The organism is Candidatus Amarolinea dominans (assembly GCF_016704685.1).
Lineage (GTDB): Bacteria > Chloroflexota > Anaerolineae > SSC4 > Amarolineaceae > Amarolinea > Amarolinea dominans.
The window spans coordinates 62,499-87,869 of the sequence record NZ_JADIZS010000038.1 but is presented as its reverse complement, the minus strand read 5'-3'; the positions used below and the strand labels follow the sequence as shown (position 1 = coordinate 87,869).

General features: G+C 60.3%; 17 protein-coding genes and 3 pseudogenes. 13 read left to right on the top strand and 7 right to left on the bottom strand.

Annotated elements, in window-relative coordinates; genetic code table 11:
- Positions 1-341: 341 nt before the first annotated feature.
- From IPF85_RS20330 to IPF85_RS20290, 9 genes and pseudogenes are all read left to right on the top strand, one after another.
- Positions 342-2,594, top strand: a pseudogene (locus tag IPF85_RS20330) (hypothetical protein).
- Positions 2,595-2,934: 340 nt separating this feature from the next.
- Positions 2,935-3,156: a hypothetical protein gene (locus IPF85_RS20325; RefSeq protein WP_343409886.1), complete on the top strand. Its 222-nt coding sequence runs from the start codon at positions 2,935-2,937 to the stop codon at positions 3,154-3,156.
- A 178-nt stretch (positions 3,157-3,334) separates the two neighbouring features.
- Positions 3,335-4,546: an AAA family ATPase gene (locus IPF85_RS20320; protein ID WP_343409885.1), complete on the top strand. Its 1,212-nt coding sequence runs from the start codon at positions 3,335-3,337 to the stop codon at positions 4,544-4,546.
- Positions 4,546-5,157: a DUF4276 family protein gene (locus IPF85_RS20315; RefSeq protein ID WP_343409884.1), complete on the top strand. Its 612-nt coding sequence runs from the start codon at positions 4,546-4,548 to the stop codon at positions 5,155-5,157. The genes IPF85_RS20320 and IPF85_RS20315 overlap by 1 nt, the downstream gene beginning before the upstream one ends.
- Positions 5,158-5,303: 146 nt before the next feature.
- Positions 5,304-5,444, top strand: a complete 141-nt coding sequence (locus IPF85_RS20310; RefSeq protein ID WP_343409883.1) for a hypothetical protein — start codon at positions 5,304-5,306, stop codon at positions 5,442-5,444.
- Positions 5,445-5,713: 269 nt separating this feature from the next.
- Positions 5,714-9,115: an ATPase gene (locus IPF85_RS20305; protein WP_343409882.1), complete on the top strand. Its 3,402-nt coding sequence runs from the start codon at positions 5,714-5,716 to the stop codon at positions 9,113-9,115.
- Complete coding sequence (locus IPF85_RS20300) at positions 9,109-9,975, top strand: DUF3883 domain-containing protein (protein WP_343409881.1); 867 nt, start codon at positions 9,109-9,111, stop codon at positions 9,973-9,975. Before IPF85_RS20305 ends, IPF85_RS20300 begins: the two co-directional genes overlap by 7 nt.
- A 71-nt stretch (positions 9,976-10,046) precedes the next feature.
- Positions 10,047-11,726, top strand: coding sequence for a DUF262 domain-containing HNH endonuclease family protein (locus tag IPF85_RS20295; protein WP_343409880.1), 1,680 nt, complete (start codon positions 10,047-10,049; stop codon positions 11,724-11,726).
- Positions 11,727-11,740: 14 nt separating this feature from the next.
- A pseudogene (locus IPF85_RS20290) lies at positions 11,741-11,960 on the top strand (DUF1156 domain-containing protein); the annotation flags it as partial.
- A gap of 209 nt (positions 11,961-12,169) precedes the next feature.
- Here the strand turns inward: IPF85_RS20290 and lpdA are convergent.
- Genes lpdA through IPF85_RS20270 form a run of 4 tightly spaced genes read right to left on the bottom strand, consistent with a single transcriptional unit; the run spans position 12,170 to position 17,031 of the window.
- Positions 12,170-13,585, bottom strand: coding sequence for a dihydrolipoyl dehydrogenase (gene lpdA, locus IPF85_RS20285; RefSeq protein ID WP_343409879.1), 1,416 nt, complete (start codon positions 13,583-13,585; stop codon positions 12,170-12,172).
- Positions 13,586-13,630: 45 nt separating this feature from the next.
- A complete protein-coding gene (locus tag IPF85_RS20280) occupies positions 13,631-15,001 on the bottom strand; it encodes a dihydrolipoamide acetyltransferase family protein (RefSeq protein ID WP_343409878.1) in 1,371 nt (456 codons plus the stop codon).
- A gap of 21 nt (positions 15,002-15,022) precedes the next feature.
- On the bottom strand, positions 15,023-16,006 hold the full coding sequence (locus tag IPF85_RS20275; RefSeq protein WP_343409877.1) for an alpha-ketoacid dehydrogenase subunit beta: 984 nt from the start codon (positions 16,004-16,006) through the stop codon (positions 15,023-15,025).
- Between the two features lie 8 nt (positions 16,007-16,014).
- Complete coding sequence (locus tag IPF85_RS20270) at positions 16,015-17,031, bottom strand: thiamine pyrophosphate-dependent dehydrogenase E1 component subunit alpha (RefSeq protein WP_343409876.1); 1,017 nt, start codon at positions 17,029-17,031, stop codon at positions 16,015-16,017.
- Between the two features lie 450 nt (positions 17,032-17,481).
- Between IPF85_RS20270 and IPF85_RS20265 the strand changes: the two genes are divergently transcribed.
- Positions 17,482-19,299, top strand: a complete 1,818-nt coding sequence (locus tag IPF85_RS20265; protein ID WP_343409875.1) for an ABC transporter ATP-binding protein — start codon at positions 17,482-17,484, stop codon at positions 19,297-19,299.
- Positions 19,296-21,110, top strand: coding sequence for an ABC transporter ATP-binding protein (locus IPF85_RS20260; protein WP_343409874.1), 1,815 nt, complete (start codon positions 19,296-19,298; stop codon positions 21,108-21,110). The genes IPF85_RS20265 and IPF85_RS20260 overlap by 4 nt, the downstream gene beginning before the upstream one ends.
- A 42-nt stretch (positions 21,111-21,152) precedes the next feature.
- Here IPF85_RS20260 and IPF85_RS20255 read toward each other — a convergent pair whose 3' ends face one another.
- Positions 21,153-21,932 carry an SCO1664 family protein gene (locus IPF85_RS20255; protein ID WP_343409873.1) on the bottom strand — a complete coding sequence of 260 codons (780 nt, stop codon included), beginning with the start codon at positions 21,930-21,932 and terminating at the stop codon, positions 21,153-21,155.
- A 187-nt stretch (positions 21,933-22,119) separates the two neighbouring features.
- On the opposite strand from IPF85_RS20255, the gene IPF85_RS20250 reads away from it, so the two are divergent.
- On the top strand, positions 22,120-22,812 hold the full coding sequence (locus IPF85_RS20250) for a metal-dependent transcriptional regulator (protein ID WP_343409872.1): 693 nt from the start codon (positions 22,120-22,122) through the stop codon (positions 22,810-22,812).
- Between the two features lie 141 nt (positions 22,813-22,953).
- On the opposite strand, the gene IPF85_RS20245 is transcribed toward IPF85_RS20250, so the two are convergent.
- Together IPF85_RS20245 and IPF85_RS20240 are read right to left on the bottom strand one after the other, a co-directional pair.
- Positions 22,954-23,316, bottom strand: a complete 363-nt coding sequence (locus IPF85_RS20245; RefSeq protein ID WP_343409871.1) for a YlcI/YnfO family protein — start codon at positions 23,314-23,316, stop codon at positions 22,954-22,956.
- A 2-nt stretch (positions 23,317-23,318) separates the two neighbouring features.
- A pseudogene (locus IPF85_RS20240) lies at positions 23,319-23,411 on the bottom strand (toxin-antitoxin system toxin component, PIN family protein); the annotation flags it as partial.
- Between the two features lie 236 nt (positions 23,412-23,647).
- Here IPF85_RS20240 and IPF85_RS20235 point away from each other — a divergent pair.
- Positions 23,648-25,216 (top strand): menaquinone biosynthesis decarboxylase, encoded by a 1,569-nt coding sequence (locus IPF85_RS20235; RefSeq protein WP_343409870.1) that lies wholly within the window; start codon positions 23,648-23,650, stop codon positions 25,214-25,216.
- Positions 25,217-25,371 lie beyond the last annotated feature (155 nt).

Below are 25,371 nucleotides of genomic sequence, written 5' to 3'. Positions count from 1 at the left end.
GGATCATTGGCGGAAAGCGAAACGCTGCTGACCCTTTGCGGGCAAGTGGGCTGGTTCCCGGAGCAGGAGACGCACAAATTGCGCGGCCTTTGGGACGAGGTGGGGCGGATGCTAACGACAATGCGGCAGAATTTGAGGAAGGAAATAGGAGAAAGGAAATAGGAAATAGTCAGGGGCAACGATCAGGCGATCTATCTCCTATTTCCTATCCACTATTTCCTCGGACCTGGCGCGGAGCGGCGGGCCTGGCCGAGGATGTGCGCTATTATGGGAAGTGGATGCGCGATGAGGCGGAGAAGCGGATCGGGCATCTGTACCCGAAGATCGAGATCACGGCGGAGATGGCGCAGGAGCGGCCCGACCTGAAGCCGCTGGTGGGGCGAAAGCTGACCGTGATCGCCTGGCTGTGGGCGCGCACGGTGAAAAGTCCCAATCCCGCCTTCAACCAGGTGGACGTGCCGCTCGTCTCGACCTTCATGCTCTCCACCAAGCCGGGCAAGGAAGCGTATGTCGAGCCGGTGATCGTAGGAAATAGGAGTGAGGAGGTAGGAAATAGGGCGGGCAGCGCTTCCCCTACTTCCTACCTCCTACCTCCTACTTCCTCGCCCGGCTACCGCTTCACGGTGAAGGTGGGCAAGCCGAAGGATGCGGAGGCGACGAAGCTGGGAACTTCTGCCGGAAAACGGGCCGCCTTCCGCTGCCTGATGTCAGGAACACCGATGACCTACGACTACATTCGCGAGGAAGGTCAGGCCGGGCGGATGGGCGCGCGGCTGATGGCCATCGTCGCCGAGGGCGAGCGAGGGCGGGTCTATCTCTCACCGACGCCGGAGATGGAAGCAATTGTAGGACAGGCGCGGCCCGACTGGAAGCCAGATGCACCGCTCCACGGCAAGTGCCGCGTGAACGTTTCGAACTACGGTTTCGACACCTTTGGCGACATCTTCACCCCGCGCCAGCTCGTGGCGCTGACGACCTTCTCCGACCTGGTGGGGGAAGCGCGGGCGCGGGTGAAGCGTGACGCGCTCACCATCGGCCTGCCCGATGATGGCAAACCCCTTGCCACTGGCGGCATCGGCGCCACAGCCTACGCTGATGCGGTGGCGGTGTATCTCGCGTTCTCAGTCGATAAGGCGGCCGACTATTGGTCAACGATCTGTACGTGGCATTCGAGCAAGGAGCTCATCCGCAATACGTTCGGGCGACAAGCCATCCCGATGACTTGGGACTACGTGGAAACAAACATTTTCTCTGACTCATCGGGAAATGTTTCGAGTGGCATCGAGTGGGCGCAGAAAGCGCTCTGCATGTTCCCGGCTGCGACACCAGGGCTTGCTTTACAAGGCGATGCGCAGACACAAGAGGTCTCTTCGGGTCGTATCGTCTCCACTGATCCGCCCTACTACGACAATATCGGCTACGCCGACCTGTCGGACTTCTTCTACGTCTGGCTGCGACGCGCGCTGAGGCCCGTCTATCCCAACCTTTTCGCCACGCTGGCCGTGCCAAAGGCCGAGGAACTGGTGGCTACGCCCTACCGACACGGCAGCAAGGAAAAGGCGGAGGCGTTTTTCCTCGACGGCATGACGCAGGCGATGCATCGGTTGGCTGAACAGGCGCACCCGGCCTTTCCGGTCACGATTTACTACGCCTTCAAGCAGGCTGAGACCGACAGCACGGATGGCACCGCCAGCACCGGCTGGGACACCTTCCTCGACGCGGTGATCCGCGCCGGCTTCGGTGTCAGCGGCACCTGGCCGATGCGCACTGAACTCGGTAACCGCATGATCGGCTCCGGCTCCAATGCTCTCGCCTCCAGCATCATTCTCGTCTGCCGCAAACGGCCAGCCGACGCGCCCACTGCCACGCGGCGCGAGTTCGTGACCGCGCTCAAGACCGAGCTTCCCGTCGCGCTGGTGCATCTCCAGCGCGGCAACATCGCGCCGGTGGACCTGGCGCAGGCGGCCATCGGCCCGGGCATGGCGGTCTACACCCGCTACGCACGGGTGCTCGACGCCGCGGGCCGGCCGCTCACCGTGCGCGAGGCGCTGGCGCTCATCAACCAGACGCTGGACGAGGCGTTGGCCGAGCAGGAAGGCGACTTCGACGTGACACCGCTGGGCGCTGGCCTGGTTCGAGGGGGTCCGGCTTCGCCGAGGGCGAATTCGGCGTGGCCGAAACCCTCTCCAAAGCCAAGAACACCAGCGTCGCCGGCATGGTGGACGCGGGCATCCTGAAATCGAGCCACGGCAAGGTGCGCCTGCTCAAGCCGGTCGAGCTGCCCGCGGATTGGGATCCGGCCACCGACAAGCGCCTGACCGCCTGGGAAGCCGTGCATCAGCTCGTGCGTGCCGAAACCGGCGGCGAGTCGGCCGCGGCCGCGCTGGTCAGCAAGCTGGGCAGCGCGGCAGAGCCAGCCCTGCGAGCTGGCCTATCGCTTCTACACGCTGTGCGAACGCAAGAAGCGCGCGGCCGAGGCGCTGGCGTATAATGGGCTGGTGCAGAGCTGGCCAGAGATCACGAGGCTGGCGCGCGAAGGCAGCAAGCCCCAGCCAGCACAGACCGGGTTGTTCGACGAGGAAGAGCTCGCATGATCAGTTCTGGCGTAAATTCCGAAATCGAGGCTTTAGCAGGTCAACCTGTCAACCTGCACACCGGCAGCGGAATCGAGGCTTTAGCCGGGTGCGCGCCGCCTAAAATCCAGTCTTATTTGGGAGGTATTGCGGCCAAAGCTTGCACGCCAATCAGCTTACATTCTGGATTCGAGTCAAGAAAAACAAGGGCCGCTGGTTAGTATTGGCCCAGCGGCCAAGCCTTTGGGGTGACCCAGACTGTTAGTAAAGGTCACTCACATCATAACCGATATTCGGCCGAAAGTCAATAGATTTCTGAAAACCCGATCGAGTTTCGCGATGGTTCGCAGCGAGAGATAACATGGCAGTCACGAACGCGTCGGGAAGGCGAGGACGAGCCGCAGATGGGTGCGGCCGTGCTGCTGCGCATGATGTCTGGACTTCCATCCTGGACGAGAAGGTCGCTCTCGATCTCGCGCCGCTGCAGGTCAAGCAAGCGGAGACGCAACGGGCCGCGGCCGACAGCACGGTCACCGCGCGGCTCCCGGAAACCTACCAGTGGCTGCTCGTGCCCGTGCCCTGAAATTCAGCAGCCAGGGCTTCGAGAGGGAGTAGGGGGCAACATTGCCGTTGTACCGGTGGTGCGCGCGCTGTGTGGTAAAATACGTATCGCGTCCGATCACGCGCGCGGCGGGCTTCGGCGCGATGAATGGCATCCAAGACCGGTCTGGGCGGTGAGGGCCTGAAAAGGAAACGATACGATGCGAGACGCAACTTTTCTGCGACGGGTAGTGCTTCAAAATTACAAGAGCATCGCTGGCTGCGATGTCCAGCTTGGGCCGCTGACATTCCTGGTGGGGCCTAACGGCGCTGGCAAGAGCAATTTCCTGGATGCGCTGCGCTTCGTAGCCGATGCCTTGCGAACGTCGCTTGACCACGCGCTGCGCGACCGCGGCGGAATCAATGACGTACGCCGTCAGGGCAGCGATCATCCCACGCACTTCGGAATGCGGCTGCACTTCATTCTGCGCAATGGAGAGAGCGGCCATTATGCTTTTCGGATTGGATCACTACGAGGCGGCGGACATGAGGTTCAACAGGAGGAGTGTTCCTTCGACGAACCGGGCGGGCGTCACTTCCGCGTCGAGAACGGAGAACTGGCTTCCAGCAGCATGAGGACAGCCCCGGCCGCGGCCTCTGATCGGCTCTACCTGGTCAATGTATCAGGGCTGCCCGAGTTCCGCCCTCTCTACGACGCGTTTTCCAGCATGGGTTTCTACAGTTTGAACCCCGATCGCATCCGCAATCTGCAAACTCCCGATTCCGGCCGGCTGTTGGCGCGCGATGGCGGCAATCTTGCCAGTGTGTTGGCGCAGTTGCAGGCGCTGAATCCCGCGACCAAGCAACGCATCGAGGAGTATCTCGGCAAGATCGTTCCGGGAATACGTCGGATTGAGCATCGCATGTTCGGCCCCAAAGAAACATTGGAGTTCGGTCAAGATGTCGCGGGTTCTGCGTTTCCCTGGCAGTTCTTGGCCGCCAACATGTCGGACGGAACGCTGCGAGCGCTCGGCATCCTTGTTGCCCTGTATCAGTCAGGGTATGGCAACGGCGCCGGCCCTGGTATGCCATTGGTCGGGATCGAAGAGCCCGAATTGGCCCTACACCCGGCTGCGGTGGGCGTGTTGATTGACAGTTTGCGCGACGCCAGCCGGGTCACCCAGGTCCTGGTGACCAGTCACAGCCCCGATCTCCTGGACAACCCACAACTGGACGGCGATGCTATCCTGGCTGTGGTCGCCGATGCGGGCACGACCACGATCGGTTCTCTGGACGAGACCGGGAGGTCAGCGTTGCACGATCGTTTATACACCGCGGGTGAGTTGTTGCGTCTCAACCAACTGGCCCCAGACCCGGCGGCCAAAAAACTGAGCAGCCGTCAACTACGCCTGTTCGACAAAGGAGATGCCTGATGCATCTTGCCTGCATCGTCGAAGGACACGGTGAAGTGCAGGCGGTTCCTGTCCTGCTACGCCGCCTGGCGAGCACCCTTGATCCAACGCTGACGCTCCAAGTCGAACAGCCGATCCGAATCACCAAGAGCAAGCTCTTACAGGCCGGAGAGTTGGAGCGGGCGGTTGAGCTAGCGGCGCGCAAAGTAGGCTCATCGGGCGGCATCCTGATCTTGCTGGACAGCGATGAGGACTGCCCTGCGACGTTGGGGCCGGCTCTACTCAGCCGCGCCTGCGCCGTGCGTAGAAATGTTCCGATCTCGGTTGTGGTAGCCAAACACGAATTCGAAGCCTGGTTCCTGGCAGCCGCTGATTCGTTGGCCGGCTGCAGGGGGCTGCGAAATGACTTGCAGGCGCCTGCTCAGCCAGAACACGTGCGAGGCGCCAAAGAGTGGCTGACTGACCGCATGACCGAGGGCCATCGTTACGTCGAGACCCTGGATCAACCGGCGTTGACCGCGGTATTCGACCTGACCGCTGCGCGCCGGGCCGATTCGTTCGACAAGTGCTGGCGCGAGATATACCGGCTGATTACGACAAACACTGCGCCGTCAGTTGCGCCTTCGATATAACGACGCCATTTCTCACAGGCGGAGAAGATTCATTGGTCTGACCCTATCGAAAATCGCCAGCCGCTTCCATCGCCAGGCAGTGGCCGCCCGAGACTACCTGCGGCCGCTGATGGAGGTGGATTTGCTGGTTGAGCGCGATGGGCGCTATGCTGACACCGATCGTACCCGGCGTATTCCTGGGGCAGGCTGGCATGATGCATGTGCCAGCTTTCGTGCGCATCGAGCTGTATCGCTCGCCAGATGAGCAGACGGAGATTGATGTCCTCGCGGAGAATGACGAACAATGAGAGGTTGAGGTCAAGTGGTGTCAGAAGCGCGTCGGCCGAGGTGAGTTGGAGCGACTCCTGGCAGCAACGGCTGGACTCAAAGCGCGTCCCTGGTGCATCTCCCAAGCCGGCTTCACATCCGAGGCCATCACCTTTGCTGCCGAGAACAAGATCCTCGTCAGCGCCGCCGCTAATCTGGCAGCGCTGGCCAGGCTAGGCAAATAGTTGGAGCGGCTGATGGCACGCGAACCAGCAGGCCGCACAGAAGAATGGGGAACACAGGTACCTGAATGACCATGAAGCCAAAATACTTCGAGCCGATTCGCTCCAAGGCAGTGAAACGATGGAAGCAACTGGAAAAAGACCCGGACTTGGCTGGGCCGTGGCACCAATTGTTCAGGCAGGTGCAAAGTCCGCGCCACGTTCTCTCCGAGCTGCTGCAGAATGCTGACGACGCTGGTGCCAAGTCAGCCTCCGCTTGGGTCGAGAATCAGGTTTTTTGCTTCGAACACGACGGTGAGGATTTTACTGAGGAACACTTCAAGTCACTGTGCCGTTTCGGCTATTCGAACAAGCGTACCTTGCACACGATCGGCTTTCGCGGCATCGGGTTTAAGAGCACATTCAGCCTGGGCGATTGTGTCGAACTCTTTACACCAACTCTCGCAGTCTGTTTTTACCGCAACCACTTTAGCGAGCCGTGCTGGCTGGCACAGCAGACGACCACCGATGGTAAGACCCGCATCCGTATTCAGATGCGCGATCACATTCAAACAGAGGTCGAAACCAATTTCAAGCAGTGGCTCACCAGCCCGTTGTCACTACTGTTCTGCCGGAATATACGCCAACTGCGTATCGGCGATCGTGACGTCCATTGGGTCAGCCTAAGGCCTGGCCCTATTCCAGACAGCAAGTGGATGGTCCTCTCAGGGCAAAAGGATAGTGAATTCCTCCTCATTGACTCTCCACCAGAGGATTTCCCTGAGGAAGCACTACAGGAGATCAAAGAGGAACGCAGCCTCACGGTTGGGGAACAGCTCGATTTTCCACCCTGCAAGGTCGAGATCGTTTTGGGAGCGAAGGGGCAGTTGTTCGTGGTATTGCCAACGGGCGTTGAGACCGATCTGCCCTTTGCCTGCAATGCGCCCTTCATTCAGGACCCGGCGCGGCTCAAAATCAAAGACCCTGAAACATCACCTACCAACCGCTGGCTACTGGAGAGGGTGGGGCGGCTGGCAGCCTCAGCCATGCTTCGCTGGCTGGGAATGGCCGAGCTATCGACGACCGAGCGCTCGCAAGCGTACCAGTTGCTCCCAAACTTCACATGGAACGATCGTGCAACTGTTGGGGGACTGTGCAGCATCACCATTAGACAAGCATTCGAGCAGACTACGGAAGGGAAGCCGGTGCTCCTGACCGATGATGGTAATCTCGTCGGCGCAAGAGAGAGTATTATCATTCCAAATGAGATCCACGCCATCTGGCCAACGCAACAGCCTTCGCGCTTCCTCGACGACAAGAGCCGTCCGGCATTGTGCCAATATGTCGCAGAGGCTCATTGGAGAAACCTCTTGCGTTGGGGCGTGGTTGAGGAGATAAACAAGGAGAAATTCCTCGACATCTTGCAAAGCATACAGCTGCCGACACCAAGACCCTGGCAGAATCTGATGTCTCTCTGGATATACATCGCACGGGAAATCACTGACTTTTTCAACTCATACAAAGCCATAAACGCGCGAATCATACCAGTTCAGGGTAGCGACGTCCTCTATACAGCCATTGAAGTAGCGCGCTTGGACGGAAAGAAGCTGGTTCAATCCGTAGGCGACTGGGAGTTTTTGACGACCCGCCTGAAGGTAATGGACGGCGGTTGGCTCCATTTTCTGACAGAACAACGCCAGGTGGCCGCCGATCGAAGTAATGCAACTGTCCAGCAAGATATCGAAGCGGCCGAAGCGATTCTGCGAGCAGCCCGGCTCAACGAAGCAAGCAACACTCGGACGGTGATTGACCGAGTCGCACTCCATGTATTCTCCGCCGAGAATTCCAGCCTCCAGGACTTTGTACGGCTGGCCCAGATTGCAGCAAAGCTCGATGCTGCGGTTGGGGATTCGTTCGTCTATATCACTGTAGATGAAAGCCGACGCCTCGTCAAAGAGCATGTTCTGTGCGACGCTGACGGCAGCCTGAGGGAGCTTCTGCCGAAGGAGAGACTGGCAACCGATCTCTTGCATCCCGCCTACGTTGAGACGTTCTTTTCTTGCTCAAAGGAAGATTGGCAAAACTGGGTTTCATCCGGTCATGCTCATCTTCTTACCTTTGCTCCGTTTGTACAGCAGGAGATTCCGGTTTCCTCATGGACACTCGAAGATGAAGCCCGCAAACGTGGCTTGATGGGGGCCCTCTCCCGTCCCTACACGTCTGAGCATTTCGTTATTAAAGAATGGGACTTTGAGCGTGTATACTGGGATCATTGGCGTGCGGTCGCCGTAAACGATGATCATCTTTGGACAAAAGTTGCCAAACGGATTTTATCTCAACACGACTTCCGCTGGACAAGAGAAAAGCATGCCGACCTGTGTCAGGTTGCAAGGACTGGTAAGAAGAAGTTAATGACCAACGAGCCGCTACTTCCAACCTGGGCGTTGGAATTGAGGAAATTACCCTGCCTTCTTGATACCCGCGGCATTCCTCACAAGCCCCACGACCTCTTGCAGCGAACACCTGAAACCGAAATGTTGATCGATGTTGAACCATTCGTCGATAAACATCTCGACACAGAGGCTGCACGACCTTTCCTCGATCTACTCGGCGTACGCACTACGCCAGCAGGTCCAGACCATATCTTGGATTGCCTTCGTGAGCAGACAAAGGCAGTGACACCGGCGATTTCCGATACAGGCAAGTGGTATCGGGGTCTTGACCGAATGATTGAGAGTTGCTCGCCGGCCGATCTTGAGAGGATCAAACAGACTCTCTGGTCAGAAAAACTGATCCTGACCCAGGATCGTGAGTGGACCGCTGGCTCTGCAGTTTGCCTGGCGCTCGACGAGAATGGTGTTCCCGGAGCCCCTGTCATTCATTCAACCGTCAGTGACCTCTTGCTGTGGCGAAAAATCGGCATTGCTGAGCGCCCCACGTTGGATCTCGCCCTTCAATGGCTAAACGATCTCCCTTCGGGTCAAGTGCTCTCCCCGGACACAGCGCGTCGGGTGCGCCTTCTATGTCGTCGTTATCCTGTCCAAATCTGGGATCAGTGCCAGCACTGGCTCAATCTAGTCGGCGAATGGACGGCCATTAAGGGTTTGTCCTATGCACTCACCAAACAGCCTCCGATACATTGGGAGAACCTACATACCTGGATCAAGCAGAAGACGGCCGACTGGCAGGAGCTGTCGGACGCCGTAAGGAGCAGTACTCCATTCTCGGATCTCCCGACCCTCGCCCGATGTGTCGAGGAACGGTTGTTTGACCAATCTTTGCAGTTCGCCGGCCAACCTGACCAGAGAGACTGGTTGATAACCTTTGGTGCACAACTGCAATGGGTGGAACTCGAGACTGCTGCAGAAACGGAGCGCATTCGTGCCCTTGCTGTCAGGCTAACGCAGACCACCTGGTATGCAACAACTTGCGGGCTGGAGATCACTCCCTATATCGACGGGACGCCTGTGGGCGCTTCCCCGACGTGCTGACGTCCTCTGGCTCGACCGGAGGTCTTTATGTTGATCAACTTCCTAAGGCGAAACTGGTCAAGCGGATACCGGAGGTAATCAGTCAGACTTTCGAATGCCCGGAAATCAAAGCTGCCCTCGATTACAGCTTCGAACGGTCCCCCGCGGATGTACGGGAGTATCTGGAACAGAACTTCAAGCTCGCTCCACCTGCAAGCCTTCCTCAGCTGGCGAGCGACGGTGCAAATGCAGAGCCGGCTGAGGAACCGGTCACACTGTTATCGGGGCCGGACCCAAAGAATCTCGTTCAAGTCCCGATTGTGAACGAGACCAACAACGGAACTCACGACCGCATCGTGACAGGCGGCAGAGACAGCGAGTCAGCGGTCACACAATTAGACACTGAAAAGATAGACCGCAAGGCCCAAATTTTGACGCCACCGCTGGGGTCGAATGCTGCTATGCCGAGCTGGGCACGCCTAGCGTCCTCAAGTCCCTACGATACCCAGATCAATGCTGCGCGCGCCCGCGCCATTGTGATGGACCAAGAGCGCCAACTTGGTTTCGAGCCGATCGACCGCGAGCGCGAAAAGCTCGGCTATGACATCGAGAGTCGGGTGCCTAGGACTGACAAACTGCGCTTCATCGAAGTCAAGGGGCGCGTAACCGGGTCAAAGGCTATCACGGTAACGAGAAATGAGCTACATACCGGCCTCGACAATGCCAACGATTACATTTTGGCCTTAGTCGAATTCTTCAACAACGGGGAATACCGCGTCTACTACCTGTATCACCCTTTCCAGCGCGAACTCGACTCCGAAGTGTTCAGCCTGAACTATGGCTTTGCCAAACTCATCGCCCGCGCAATGCCACCGGGATAACGCACCATTAACGTGCGGTTCGGCGAAACCGAGGCATGCACATCTCATCCTTTATCATAAGAAAGCTGGCCATGAAAACTCCTAAACACTCTCTTCGCAAGATAGTTTCCTTCTTGAATAATCGCGACGAAGAAGGCGGCTTTTGGCTGCCCAACATTCAGCGCCACTTTGTGTGGAGCGAAGACCAGATATGTCGACTTTTCGACTCCATTCTGCGCGAGTACCCTATCAGTACCCTGCTGATTTGGAAAACAAAAAGCCAGATTCGTCATCGCAAGTTTATTGACAATTACCATGGCCATCTGAAGCTTACTGATTTCTACGTGCCTGACAACACGGACAAGAAGTGCTTGGTGCTGGATGGCCAACAGCGACTGCAAAGCCTCTTTATCGGACTGTGTGGCAGTCACGAGGGACGTGAACTTTATTTGGACATCCTTAGCGGTGAACTGACTGCGCCGGACGATATGAAGTACCGATTTAGGTTCCTGCATGCCAGCCAGGCGAGTTTTCCGTGGATCAAGTTCAAGGATATCGTGTTTAGCAAGCAGAATCCACGAGCATTGGCACGTACCCTGATCGGCGCGGCCGAGCGGCCTCTTACACAGAATGAAAGTGAAAAGATCGACGAACACGTCTCTATCATCTTCAAAACATTTCACGCCGACGATGGCATTGCATATCAGGAGCTGGATAGCACTGAAAACCAACAGTTATACTCCGAAGATGATGTGGTGGAGATTTTCATCCGCGCCAACTCCGGTGGCACCCGGCTGGGTAAATCTGACCTACTCTTTTCATTGCTGAGCTCCACTTGGGACGAAGCAGACAAGGAGATGGACCTATTGCTCGAAGAGTTGAATTCGCAGGGCTTTAGCTTTACTCGCGATTTTGTGCTCAAGACCTGTTTGACACTGCTCGACCAGGGTGCCCAGTACGAAGTTGCTAAGTTCCGCAAACCGACAGTGCGCGTCGATATTGAGAAACGGTGGGACGACATTACTAAAGCGATCAAGGACGTATACGATTTCGTGCGTGGCAAGACCTTCATTCGGGGTGATAAGGCCATGCCGTCTTACCTGGTGCTGATCCCTCTGGTTTATCTTCGATACCGTTATCCTGCCGCCTGGAAAAACGCAAAAAACGTGGCTACCTATTTGATCCGCTCTTTGCTCACCGGCGCGTTCAGCGGTACGCCCGACCGCTTGATTGATGATTGTGTGAAGGTCATCAACGAAACTGAACAATTCGATCTGGGTCGGATTTTCGAGGTCATTCGCTCGCAAGGCAGGAGTCTGGAACTTACTACCGATAAATTCTGGCAGATGGGCTATGGTTCCGACACAATCCACTTACTTTTTAATCTGTGGTATCGCGATTTCCACTACACCCCAGCGTATGATGGCAACTTTCCGCAGGTAGATCACATCTTTCCCCAAAGCGCCTTGCGCAAGGTGAAACAAATCAATCTAGAAACTGGCAAATCAGTAATGAAGTATCGCGAAGCCGAACGCAACCAACTTGCCAATTGCATGCTGCTCACTCAACAGGAAAACGGCGCGGGCGGTAAAGGTGAAGCCCTGCCGGAATACTGGTTCGCTGACAAGTCCGATGAGTATCTGGATATGCACTTGATTCCGAAAGATCGAGAGTTATGGGCTATGGACAGTTTTGAGGACTTCATCGTCGAAAGACAGAAGCTAATCCAATCCAAATTCGGCTACCTTCTGGTAGATATAGATGGCCGTTAGGAGCACTCTCCACCATGCCAAGCCCTTTTACGAAGAAGAAACTCATCGAAGTCGCCCTGCCGCTGGAGGCGATCAATGTCGCCAGTGTGCGAGAGAAACCCATTCGCCACGGCCATCCGTCCACCCTGCACCTGTGGTAGGCGCGGCGACCGCGGGCCGCTGCGCGCGGTCATCTTCAGCCAGATGGTGGACGCCCCTTCGGCCCACCCAGAGCGCTTTCCCACGGAGAAGGCTGCGGTGTTGATCAACAAGGCGATGATTGAAATACCACGTGACGCCGAGGCTTGGACAGGATTGACAAGATGAAACAGGATTTTTGCCCTGCGGTGCGCAAAACAATCGGCACAGAGAGCCAAATATCCTGTACATCCTGTCAATCCTGTCAATAAAAAACCCGACTTCTTTGAGAAGTCGGGTTTTTAGGTGCGCTGCCCTGCCCGCGGCTACATATGAATCGCCGCGCCAAACACGCTGTGCGCGGCTTCCATTAGCACCTCGGATAGCGTCGGGTGCGCGTGGACGCTGCGTGCGATCTCCTCCGGCGTCAGTTCCCAGGTCTTGGCCAGCACAAGCTCCGGCAGCAGCTCGGTCACCTCCGGCCCCACCAGGTGCGCGCCCAGGATTTCGCCGTATTTGGCGTCCGCGATGATCTTGACGAAGCCCTCACGTTCGCCCAGCCCCAGCGCCTTGCCGTTGGCGATGAACGGGAACTTGCCCACCTTGATCTCCAGCCCCTTGGCCCGCGCCTGCTTCTCGGTCAGACCCAGGCTCGCCACCTGCGGATTGCAGTAGGTGCAGCGCGGCATGTCCGTGTACTTTTCGTCGCTCAGCGGCGTCGTCTCATGCCCGGCGATGTGCTCGACCGCCACGATGCCCTGCGCCGAAGCGACGTGCGCCAGCGCCAGCTTGCCGGTCAGGTCGCCGATGGCGTAGATACCCGGCACATTGGTGCGCAGATACTCGTCCACTTCCACGAAGCCGCCGCGGTTGACCTTGACGCCGACGCTTTCCAGGCCGATGTTCGCACTGTTGGGGAGCACCCCCGTCGCCACCAGCATCAGGTCCGCCTCCAGGCTGGACTCCGCGCCGCTGTCTACGTGCTTGACCCTGACCGTGACCCCGTCGCCGGCGCGCTCCGCGCCCTCGGTGCGCGTCGAAGTCAGCACGTTGACGCCCATCTTCTTGAACGCCTTCGCCACCTCGGCGCTCACCTCGTCGTCCTCCAGCGGCAGCACCTGCGGCAGCATCTCGATCACCGTCACCTCCGCGCCGTAGGAACGCCAGACATAGGCGAATTCCATGCCGATGGGGCCGGCGCCCACGATCAACGCCCTCTTGGGCGCCTGCTGCTGCACAATGGCCTGGCGATAGCCCATGATGCGCTCGCCGTCCAGCTCCAGGCCCGGCAGACCGCGCGCACGCGCGCCGGTCGCCAGGATGATGTGCTTGGCCTTGACCAGCTCGCTGCCGCCCTTGTTCAGGGTGACGTCAATTTCGCCCGCCGAGCGCAGCACGCCGCGGCCTTCGAAGACATCAATTTTGTTCTTGCGCATCAGGCTGCCGATGCCCTTGACCAGGCGCTCCGACACCTGGCGGCTGCGCTGATAGGCCACGGTGAAGTCGAGCGTCAGGTTCTCGAAGGCAAAGCCGAACTCCTTACCGCGCTGCAGGGTGTTGACCACCTCCGCGTTCTTGAGCAGCGCCTTGGACGGGATGCAGCCCCAGTTCAGGCAGACCCCGCCCAGCGCCTCGCTCTCGATCAGGGCCGTCTTCTGCCCCAACTGGCTGGCCCGAATCGCCGCCACATACCCGCCCGGCCCCCCGCCGAGCACCACGACATCGTACGTTACATCAGACATGCGTCACTCCGTTAATAGTGCAAAGTGCAAAGTACAAAGTGCAAATCACCGCCACGTTTCCAGGTGTTTGACGACTGCCGCGGCAAAGTGATCGGCCAGCGCGCCATCCAGGGCGCGATGATCGAAGGTAAACGAAAGATAGCACATCGGCCGGATGGCGATGGCGTCGCCGACGACCACCACGCGCTTCTGAATCGCGCCCACGCCCAGGATGCCCACGTTGGGCTGGTTGATGATGGGCATCGCGAACAGGCTGCCGGAAACGCCGTGGTTGGTAATCGTGAAGGTACTGCCGGCCAGCTCGTCAGGCGTCAGCTTGCGCGTGCGCGCCCGCTCGGCCAGATCGGCGATCGTGCGCGCCAGGCCCTTGAGGGTCAAGTCATCCGCGTCCTTCACCACCGGCACCAGCAGGCCATCGCCGATGTCCACCGCCACGCCGATATGCACGCGCTTCTTCAGGATCAACGCCTCCTCGCTGAACGAGGCGTTGACCTGCGGATGCGCCTTGAGCGCCGCGACCACCGCCTGCACGAAGTACGGCGTGAAGGTCAGCTTGACGCCCAACCGCTCGTAGTCCGCCTTGACCGCGTTCCGGTGCGCGACGACCTGGCTGAGATCGGCCTCGAACACGGTGGTGACGTGCGGCGCCGTGAACTTGCTGGCGACCATGTGCCTGGCGATGCTGCGCCGCATGGCGCTCAGCGGCATGATCTCTTCATCGGCCATGCCCGCCCTGCTGACAGCCGCAGGCGGGCGTGAGGCGACGGGCGCGGCCGCGGCCGGCGGCATGGGCGCAGGGCGTTCGCTGGCGGTCGCGCTGGCTGCGGGTGCTGACCAGGGGGCGGCCGGCTTGAACAGATCACCGCTGCCCGGCATTTCCCAGGGCATGAGCGTGGGCAGGACGGGCGCCGGCCCGGCCAGGTCACGTCGCTCAAGATACGTCAGCACGTCCTTTTTGGTGACGCGGCCGCCAAGCCCGGTGCCTGGGACTTGCGCGATATCAATGCCATGCTCGGTCGCCATCTTGGCGACGACCGGCGACAGGCGGCGTGACTCGTCCAGCGCCGCGACGGCCAATGCGTTTTCGGAAAAAACGCAGGGGGGTGCGCCATCTGCCGAGGTTGCGGCCCGATCCGCCGCTTGGGGCGCGGGCGCGGGCGCCGCGCCGATGTCCTCGCCTGGCTGGCCGATGAGGGCAATCAGCGCGCCGGCCTTGACGGTCTCGCCGTCGGCCGCGACGATGCTGAGCACCGTGCCGGCGACGGGCGAAGGAATTTCGGTATCCACCTTGTCGGTGGATACTTCCAGCAGCACGTCATACTGCTTGACCTGGTCACCCACCTGCACGCGCCAGCGGCTGACGGTGCCTTCGACCACGCTCTCGCCCAGTTGGGGCATCAGGATTTTAGTTGCCATGTTCGGTTCTCCCCGCGGCGCTCAGTAGGCCGCCAATTGGCGAATGGCCGCGGCGATCTTGTTCGCGTTGGGCATGTAGAAGTCCTGCATCGGATGGCTGAAAGGCACGCCGGGCACGTCGGGCGCACACACCCGCGTGATGGGGCCGTCCAGGTGCTCGAAGGCCTCTTCGGCGATGATCGCCGAGATCTCGCCGGCCAGACCGCCGGTCTTGGTGTCTTCATGCACGATGACCACCTTGCTGGTCTTTTTCACCGAGTCCAGGATCGTCTGTTTGTCGAGCGGGGCCAGGGTGCGCAGGTCAACCACCTCGACCTCGATGCCTTCGGGCGCAACCATCTCGGCTGCAGACAGCGCCTCGTGCAGCATCAGGCCATAGGCGATGACGGTCAGGTCACGGCCGGGGCGCTTGATATCCGCCTTGCCAATCGGCACCACGTAATCCCCCTCCGGCGCCTCGCCTTTGATCAGGCGATAGGTCTTCTTGTGTTCCAGGAACAGCACCGGGTCGGGCGAGCGCAGAGCGGCGCGCAGCAGCCCCTGCATGTCGTAGGGGGTGCTGGGCGCCACCACGTACAGGCCGGGCATGTGACAGAAAAAGGCCTCGATGGACTGCGAATGATAGAGGCCGCCGCTGATACCCCCACCATACGGCGCCCGTATCAGCATGGGCACGGGGAACTCGCCGTTGGAGCGGTAACGAAAGCGCGCGGCTTCGCTGACAATCTGATTGAACGCGGGAAAGATGAAATCGGCAAATTGAATCTCGCAGATGGGGCGCAGACCATTCAGCGCCATGCCGATGCCAACTGCGATGATGGAAAGCTCGGAGAGCGGGCTGTCAATCACCCGATCAGGGCCGAATTCAGCAAACAGGCCCTGGGTGGCGCGAAAGACGCCGCCGCGCGGGCCGACGTCTTCGCCGGTGATGATGATGGTCGGATCACGGCGCATCTCTTGCGCCATGGTGTCGCGGAGGGCTTCGATATTTGTTTTGATCGCCATGGGTTGCCTCACATCCTGCCAAAGACGGGGAAGAGCGCGTCTTCCGGTTTGGGATAGGCTGCGGCCATGCTGTACTCGGTCGCCGCATCTACGCTGGCCGCCACGCGGGCCGCCATCTCATCACGCTGGGCCGCGGTCAGCACGCCGCGGGCCAGGAGCGTCTTCTCGAAGCGCTGGATCGGATCCTTGTGCTTCCACTCCTCCACCTCTTCACGGCTGCGGTAACTGCGGTCGTCATCGTCGGACGAATGGGGCACCGGCCGGTAGGTCTTGGCCTCCAGCAGGGTTGGCCCGTCCCCGCGGCGGGCGCGGGCCACGGCTTCGGCCGAGACGTTGTACGCTTCGAGCAGGTCGTTGCCGTCGTAGATGACGCCGGGCATGCCATAGGCGTAGCCGCGATCGGCCACGTTTTCCACCGCCATCTGCTTGGACATGGGCACCGAAATCGCGTACTGGTTGTTCTGGCACAAGAAGATCACCGCCAGCTTGTGGATGCCGGCCCAGTTCAGGCCCTCGTGGAAATCGCCCTGGCTGGTGCTGCCCTCACCAAAGCAAGTCACCACCACCTCGTCGAGTCCGCGCAGTTTGGCGGCAAAGGCCATGCCTGCCGCCTGGGGAATCTGTGTCGCCACAGGGCTGGAGCCGCTGACGATGCGCAGTTTGCGGTTGCCAAAGTGCGCCGGCATCTGACGGCCACCGCTACTCGGGTCTTCAGCCTTGCCAAAGAGCGGCAGCATGAGATCGGTCGGGGTGGCGCCCAGCGCCAGGTTGAAGGCAATATCCCGGTAGTAAGGGTGCAGCCAATCGTAGCCTGGCCGCATGGCGAAAGCCATACCAACCTGGCAGGCCTCGTGGCCCATGCCCGAAATGTGAAAGGGGACTTTGCCCTGGCGATTCAGCACCCACATGCGCTCGTCGAGTTTGCGTGAGAGCACCATGCTCTCCAGCATCGCCAGCAATTGGTCGCTGCTCAAGTCACCAGCATAGTCGTGGGTGACAAACTGGTCTGGCAGTAACGCCGCCATTACGGTACCTTCCTCGGTCATTCTGTCTTCCTCATTCTATCTTCCATCCGTCTTCTTCTGATCGTCGTTGATGCTGTCCAGGCGGTCTCCCTGGACGGTAGGCACGTCTTCGGTGACGTGCGGGTCGAATGTCCTCCCGCGGCCTGCGCGCTCCGGCGCAGCCAGCGCAGAAGTATATCACACATCGCCGTGTACGATTGTAAGCCCTATTGCCTCTTGCGCAAACAACCAGTAAAAACCCCAAGCATCGCCAGGAGTTTTGCCGTGTCTGTGGCAACAAGAGACTTCCGAAGTCTCGCAGACTTCGGAAGTCTGAGCGGACCTCTTGTCCAACGTTGCCCGGCGTGCTATACTGCCGCCTGTGACCGGACAAAGATTGACCCAACCTCTGCATATGGCGCAGTGCGGCAAGCGGCCCGCTGTGTGGCAAATAGTCACGGGATGCCTGGCATGATCATAACCACGAATCCGCCTCCTGCGTCGGGCCTACCGCCTGGCGCCGTGCGCATCCTGATGCGCTGCATGGGCTATCTTCGACCCTACGGGAAACTGACGGGCGCGGCTTACCTGGTCTTGCTTATCACCAGCGCACTGACCCTGGTGACGCCTCAGATCATCCGCATCGCAATTGACCGCGGGGTGCGCGGCGCTGAACTCGACGTCTTGCGCTTCGCCGTCTTTGCCATCCTGGGCTTGACGGCGATCAAGAGTATCCTGGCCTTTCTGACCGGCCGCTGGACCGAGATCGCCTCGCAGGGTGTGGCCTACGATCTGCGCAACGCGCTCTATCGGAAGCTGGCGGCTCTTTCCTTCTCCTATCACGATCGCGCCCAGGTAGGGCAGCTCCTCTCGCGCGCCATTCAGGATGTTGATCGCATTCGCTTCGTGACCGGGCGCGCGTTCCTGCGGCTGGCCGAAGGGCTGATCCTGCTGTTGGGGGCGATCGTTTTCCAGGCCCTGATGAACCCCTACCTCACGTTCTTAGCTTTGTGGACGATGCCGCTCCTGGCCTATTGGGCCATGCGCTTTGGCCGTGCCTTTCGACCTGTCTCCCTGGCCGTTCAGCAGCAGTTGGCTGTCCTGACTACCTACCTGGAGCAAAACCTGCGCGGCGCACGCGTGGTGAAAGCATTCGCGCAGGAGCCGGCCGAAATGACCCGTTTCGACGTCGAAAACGATCGTTGGTTTGACCTGTCGGCCCGGGCTGCCCGCATGCAGGCGCTCAACATGCCCTTTCTCGATCTGGTCGCCAACCTGGGCACGGTATTCATCATCTGGTACGGCGGCTCGTTGGTCGTCGGTGGGCGACTGACGCTTGGGGAACTGGTGGCTTTTTCCACCTACATGGGTCTCTTGATCCAGCCGGTGCGCCGCCTCGGCATGATCTTGCCGGCCCTGGTGACCGCGGCCGCCGGCGGTGAACGCATTTTTGAAATCCTCGACGCCCGCTCAGAAGTGACTGATACGCCGGGCGCGCCGGCTCTCCCGCCCATCCGCGGTCATGTGCGCTTCGAGCACGTCTCCTTCAGCTACTTCGGGCGCCACCAGGTGCTCAACGATGTTTCATTCGAAGCGCGGCCGGGGCAGGTCATTGCCCTGCTTGGCCCCACCGGTTCTGGCAAATCGTCCATCATCAACCTCATACCCCGTTTCTACGACCCCACGCACGGGCGAATCACCGTGGACGGCCATGACATCCGCGCGGTGCAGCTCAATTCGTTGCGCGATCAGATCGGCATCGTGCTGCAGGAGACGACCCTCTTTGCCGCCACGATGCGGGCGAACATCGCCTTTGGCCGGCCAGACGCCAGCGAGCAGGAAATCATGGCCGCGGCCCAGGCGGCCCAGGCTCACGACTTCATCATGGAAATGCCGCAGGGCTACGACACGACCGTGGGCGAGCGGGGCGTCACCCTCTCTGGTGGCCAGAAGCAGCGCGTCGCCATTGCACGCGCGTTGCTCAAAGACCCGCACATCCTCATCTTCGACGATGCTACCGCCAGTGTGGACTCGGACACCGAACGGCTGATCCAGGTCGCGCTGGCGCGTCTAATGACCGGGCGCACCTCGTTCGTCATTGCCCAGCGCCTGAGCACGATTCGCATGGCCGATCAGATCCTGGTGCTGGACGGCGGACGAATCACGGCGCGCGGGACACACGACGAGTTGCTGCGCACGTCCGAGTTGTATGTGGCGATTTACCAACGCCAGTTCAGACCGCAGGAAAGGGCCGCCGGTGCTGAAACCGGGGCGGCGGTGACTCCATGAGTTTTTCAATTGGCGCGCCTGGCCCACGGATGGGACCTGGCATGGCGCTTGAACGCTTCGGTGAACGCGCGGAAGGCCGCGCCTTCGACCGCCGCGTGGCCCGGCGGCTGCTCGCCTTTTTGCGCCCGTTTTGGGCGCACATGGCGGCCGCGCTGCTGTTGATGCTCGTATCCTCCCTCTTGAGCCTGGCAGTACCCTACTTGGTCAAGACTGCGATTGACGTGAACATGGCCCAGGGCGATCTGGCCGGCTTGGGGCGCACCGCGCTGGTGATTGCGGCCACGTTTATCGGGACCTACCTGGTATCGGCCGGGCAGCGCTGGCTGCTTTCCTGGGTTGGCTTGCGCGTCCTCACCAATCTCCGCCGCGCGCTGTTCGGCCATTTGCAGGCGCTGCCGCTCGGTTATCATGACACGCACATTGTGGGCGTCACCATTTCGCGTGTCATGAATGACGTGGGCGTGATCAACGACCTGCTCTCACAGGGCCTGGTGACTCTATTGGGTGACAGCGTCCTTCTGATTGGCATTGTGGTCATCATGGTGTCGCTTAGCCCGCGCCTCGCCCTGCTGGCCTTTAGCGTGCTGCCCATTATGCTGCTCGTGACGCTCCTCTTCACCCGTCGCGCCCAGGTTGCCTTTCGCCAGACGCGCAGCGGCATCGCGGCCGTGGTCGGTGACCTGGCTGAGAATCTGTCCGGCATGCGGGTGATCCAGGCGTTCGCCCAGGAAGATGCGACCCAGGAGCAGTTTGACCAGGTCAACCGCATCAACCGGGACGCGCACGTGGCGGCCATGTCTCTCTCGTTTGTCTTCTTGCCGACCGTGGAGTTCCTGGGCATGGTGGCGACGTGCGTCGTGCTTTTCTTCGGCGGCGCTTTTGTCGTCAGCGGCAGCCTGACCCTGGGTGTGGTTGTGGCCTTTCTGGCCTACGTGACCCGTTTCTTCGAGCCAATCCAGGAGCTGAGCCAACTCTACACCACCATGCAGGCCGCCATGGCCGGCGGCGAGCGCGTGCTGGAGATTCTGGACACCGCTCCCCAGGTGACCGATCGGCCGGACGCCCTGGAGATGCCGCCCATTCACGGCCTTGTGGAACTCGATCACGTTCACTTTGCCTACCGTGAGGATGTTGAGGTGCTGCACGATATCAGTCTGCGCATCGAAGCTGGGCAGACGGTGGCGTTCGTCGGACCGACCGGGGCCGGCAAGTCCTCGATCGCCAACCTGGTGGCCCGCTTCTACGACGTGACCGCCGGCGCCGTGCGGATTGACGGCCTGGATGTGCGGGATGTGGGCCAGCGCTCCCTACGCAGCCAGATGGGCCTGGTGCCGCAGGACCCGTTCCTCTTTCCTGGCACGTTGGCCGAAAACATTGCCTTTGGCCGGCCTGAGGCGCCGTTGGCGGCGATCCAGGCTGCGGCCAGCCTGGCGCGGATTCACGATTTCATCATGAGCCTGCCTGATGGTTATCAGACTAAGGTCTCCGAGGGGAGCTCCAATCTGTCGCTGGGCCAGCGCCAACTGATCTGCATGGCGCGGGCGGCCCTGGCTGATCCGCGCATCCTGATTCTGGACGAAGCCACAGCCAGTGTGGACACGGTCACTGAAGCCTTCATTCAAGACGCGATTGATCGCCTGCTGACCGGACGCACCGCGCTGGTGATCGCGCACCGCCTGAGCACGATCCAGCATGCCGATCTCATCTGCGTGGTGCAGGATGGCCGCATCGTCGAACAAGGGCAGCACGCGGCGCTGCTGGCGCAGGGCGGGTTGTACCGGGAGATGATCGTCCAGCAGTTTGTGGCGTAGCACGCCGGCCGTGACCCCGGCCCCGCGACGCAGGGAGGCGGCTTAGACCGGGGGCCAGGGAATGTTGCGGTAGGAAGGATGTTGAGAGGGAAAGACAGGATGGGCGAGCAGAGCCTCGGTGCGGCGACGCAGGGCGTTGAGCTCGCCGGGGCTCATCAACTTGCCCAACTCCGCGCTGAGAGGTTCGCCCTTCTGCAGATGGCTCAGGAGGTGGCCGCAGTCGGATACGATACCGGCGGGCAGGGGCTGACCGGCGAAATCCCAAATGACGGTGCGCAGCTTGTACTCGGTGTGAAACGTCAGGCCGTGGTCAATGGCCCACAGGCGATTGCTGCCCCGGTCGCGCAGGACGTGCCCGCCCTTGCGATCGGCGTTGTTGGTCAACACGTCGAAGGCGGCCATGCGCATCAACTGCTCGTCAAACTGATCGTCGCGCAGATCGAAGTAGGTTTCGTTAGGGTCGGCATCCACGAACAACTGTGCCATGCCCAGGCCGTGCGGGCCATCGCGCAGCACCGTGGGCGGCACCAGCCACCAATCGAGCGCGGCGCTGACCAGGTAGGCCACATATTCGCGATAGCACAGCGTGCCGGCGCGAAAATCCGATAGGGGGGCTTCGCCGCGCTGCGGTTTGTAGATGGCGAGGGCGCGCAAGGGCGCCTTCTCGATCTGCACCAGAAAGGTGTAGTTGGATCCCCAGGGGATGTCCTGGCGTCCGCGGATGCTGCCGTGCGCCAACAGGTCGAGCAGGCCAGGCAGGTCAATGCCCTGAGCTGCGCCGTTGGTGGGCGCCGATGGGTTGTTTTTTGTCAGCGATGGCATAGCGATCATCATTTACCTCGACATCCATCCAGCACAAGCGCCGAGCAACGCGAAGAATGAATGTGGATTGTCTATACCACGTCAGGCCTGTGCGGCAATGTGAGCCGAATTCCAGTCAGGCAATTTGACAAAACAGTCACGTCTATCTAAAATTTAGTTAAGTCTAAATTTGCGGAGAAAAGGCCACATGCTCAACGAGACAGTTGCCAGCCATGCCATCGAAGACTACCTGAAGACAATCTATCTGCTGCAACAGGATGAGGGCCGCGTGACGACGTCGGCCCTGGCACGGCGACTGGGCGTGGCCGCCGCCTCAGTGACCAACATGGTCAAGCGTCTGGCAGAGATGAACCTGGTGCGCCATGCGCCCTATCACGGTGTGGAGCTGCTGCCGGCCGGCGAAAAGATCGCCCTGGAAGTCGTGCGTCATCATCGCCTGCTGGAGCTTTACCTGGCGGAGGCGCTGGGCATGCCATGGGACCAGGTACATGCCGAGGCCGACCGCCTGGAGCATGTGATCTCCGAGGATTTGGAGGAACGCATGGCCGCGGCGCTGGGGCAGCCGACGATGGACCCGCATGGGCATCCCATCCCCAGCCGTGATTTGACCGTGCCGGAGCGTTCGCAGATCGCCCTGGCCGGCGCGCAGCCCCGCGACGTGGTGAAGATCGAATGGGTGAGCGACCTCGATCCCGCGCATCTGCGCTACCTGGCCGCCATTGGGTTGGTGCCCCAGGCCACGGTGGAGGTGCTTGACGTGGCGCCGTTCAACGGCCCCTTGCGGTTGCGCGTGGGCCGCAGCGAGGTCAGCCTGGGCCGCGACCTGGCCGCGGAGGTGTTCCTCAGCCGGGCGACCTCGGTGTCCCTGCGGGACACATGACCTTAACCCGTCACCCGTGATCGCACGATCCGCGTCCGTCCCAGCGGGACGGTTGAATTGATCCCCGGTGGTCGCGACAGGGCGCGCCGGGGTGGTACAATTATGTGCATCGGCCTATTGCACCAGGGTTCTAAGAGAACTTCAAGCCCTAATTCGTTGGTTGGGCTTGTGTGTCGCTTCATGGCGTTGAGCTACAATACGACTTGTTATCGCTTGGATGACCTCAGGCGTTAAGCCATCTTCCGGTTCAGCCTTCTCACGCGCGGCCATCACCTGCTCGATCTCAGCAAACGATGCCTGTCCTAAGTCCTGCAGCAAAGTGGTGAAGCTCGCCTTCTGTTCAGCTATCGCCCTATCCGATAATGGTTGTATGGTATAGGCCAACGTCACCTGGCGCGTGAGGGCATAGACAATGAACTGATTCAGCGACGTTTCTTCGGTTTGAGCCAGGGTTTCTAGCTGCCGATGTAATGTTTCAGGTAAACGCAATGTCAAACGACTCATACAATGACCAATCCGGCCGCGCCGCCTTGTTTTGTCAGACCCTCGAACACCACGTTTGTATCAATGACGACACGGAGAGAGGTTTGAGTTGGCATGACACTATTATAGCACTGAATACGGTGTCATTCAAAAACCTTGCAGGAAACTTTAGAAAAAACTCAAACTCCTTTCTCATCTGGCGATATCGGTTGACGCACGCGGCCCTTTTGCCGTCTAACGAGAGTCAAAAGTCCTTTGACGAACCTTGACCTGTGAAGTACAATCAGGCGTTGAGACGACAGGCAATGTAGAAATGTAGAATGTAGAATGTACATGAAAAATTGGGAAACATATGGCGTTTAGAGACTTACGCGAGTTCATTGCGAAACTGGAAGAGATCGGCGAGCTGCAGCGCATCACCGCGCCGGTCAGCGCAGAGCTGGAGATTGCGGAAATCACCGATCGGGTGTGCAAAGGCCCGGCCGGCCAGAACAAGGCGCTGCTGTTCGAAAATGTGAAGGGATCGTCCATGCCGGTGCTGACCAACGCGCTGGGGTCGGGCCGGCGCATGGCGCTGGCGCTGGGCGTGGATAACCTGGATGAGCTGGCCGCCAACCTGGGCTCGCTGCTTAAGCCGGAGCTGCCCAAGGGCCTGGGCCAGATGATGAATCGCGCCGGCGACTACTGGGACGCGCTGCGCAGCATCGGCCTGGGGCCGGCCATCGTCAAGAAAGCGCCGGTGCAGGAAATCGTCCTGCTGGGCGCTGACGCGGACCTCAACCGGCTCCCCATCTTGCAGTGCTGGCCGCAGGATGGCGGGCGTTTTCTCACCATGACCACCATCATCAGCCGCGACCCGGTCAAGGGCATTCGCAACGTGGGCATGTACCGCTGCCAGGTGTATGACAGCCACACCCTGGGCATGCACTGGCAGTTGCACAAGGGCGGCGCCGAGCATGAGCGCAAGGCGCAGCAGGCCGGCGTGGACCGCATCCCGGTGGCGATCAGCCTGGGCGGCGATCCCGCGGTGATGTGGAGCGGCTCCGCGCCGCTGCCGCCCGACATTGATGAGTTCCTGCTGGCCGGCTGGCTGCGCGGCAAGCCGGTGGAACTGGTGCGCTGCGTGACGCAGCCGTTGGAAGCGCCGGCCGAGGCGGAAATCGTCATCGAAGGCTACGTGGACCCGGCCGAGAAGCGACCCGAAGGCCCATTTGGCGATCACACCGGCTATTACACGCCGGTGGACAGCTACCCGGTGCTGCACGTCACCGCGATCACCATGCGGCGCCAGCCCATCTATCCGGCCACGGTGGTCGGCCTGCCGCCCATGGAAGACTACTGGATGGGCAAGGCGACCGAGCGCCTGTTCCTGCCGCTCATGCGCCTGTTCCTGAGCGAGATCGTGGATGTCAACATGCCCGCGGAAGGGGTGTTCCACAACCTAATCCTGGTCAGCATCAGGAAGCGCTTCCCCGGCCATGCGCGCAAGGTCATCAACGGGCTGTGGGGCCTGGGACTGATGATGCTCACCAAGTGCATCGTCATTGTGGATGAGGCCGTGAATGTGCAAAACGTGAGCGAGGCGATGTTCCACGCGCTGAACAACGTGGATTGGAGCCGCGACATCATCGTGCAGGAAGGGCCGGTGGACGCGCTGGATCACGCCAGCTATCGCTTTGCACTGGGGGGCAAGATCGGGATTGACGCCACGCGCAAATGGGCGAGCGAAGGCTACACACGTGAATGGCCGGAATTGGTCGCCATGAGCGAGCCGATCAAGCAGCAGGTGAGCGAGCGCTGGCGCGAATATGGCTTTGCGGCCGAGGCAGCGCCCGCGAACAGCGCGGGGCCGGGCAGCCGCAGCCTGTTGAGTCGCCCCGCGGCGGTTGTGCGGCGCCTGGCGCGTCGCGGCAATAATTAGATCAAACGTAACTGCTCACCCTGCAAGTTGATTTGACAGGATGAACAGGATGAACAGGATTCTTGCTCTGTGGTGTGCAAAACTACCGCCACGAGAGTTCGAATATCCTGTCAATCCTGTGAATCCTGTCTGAATTCCAGGCAGTCTGAGCAGTG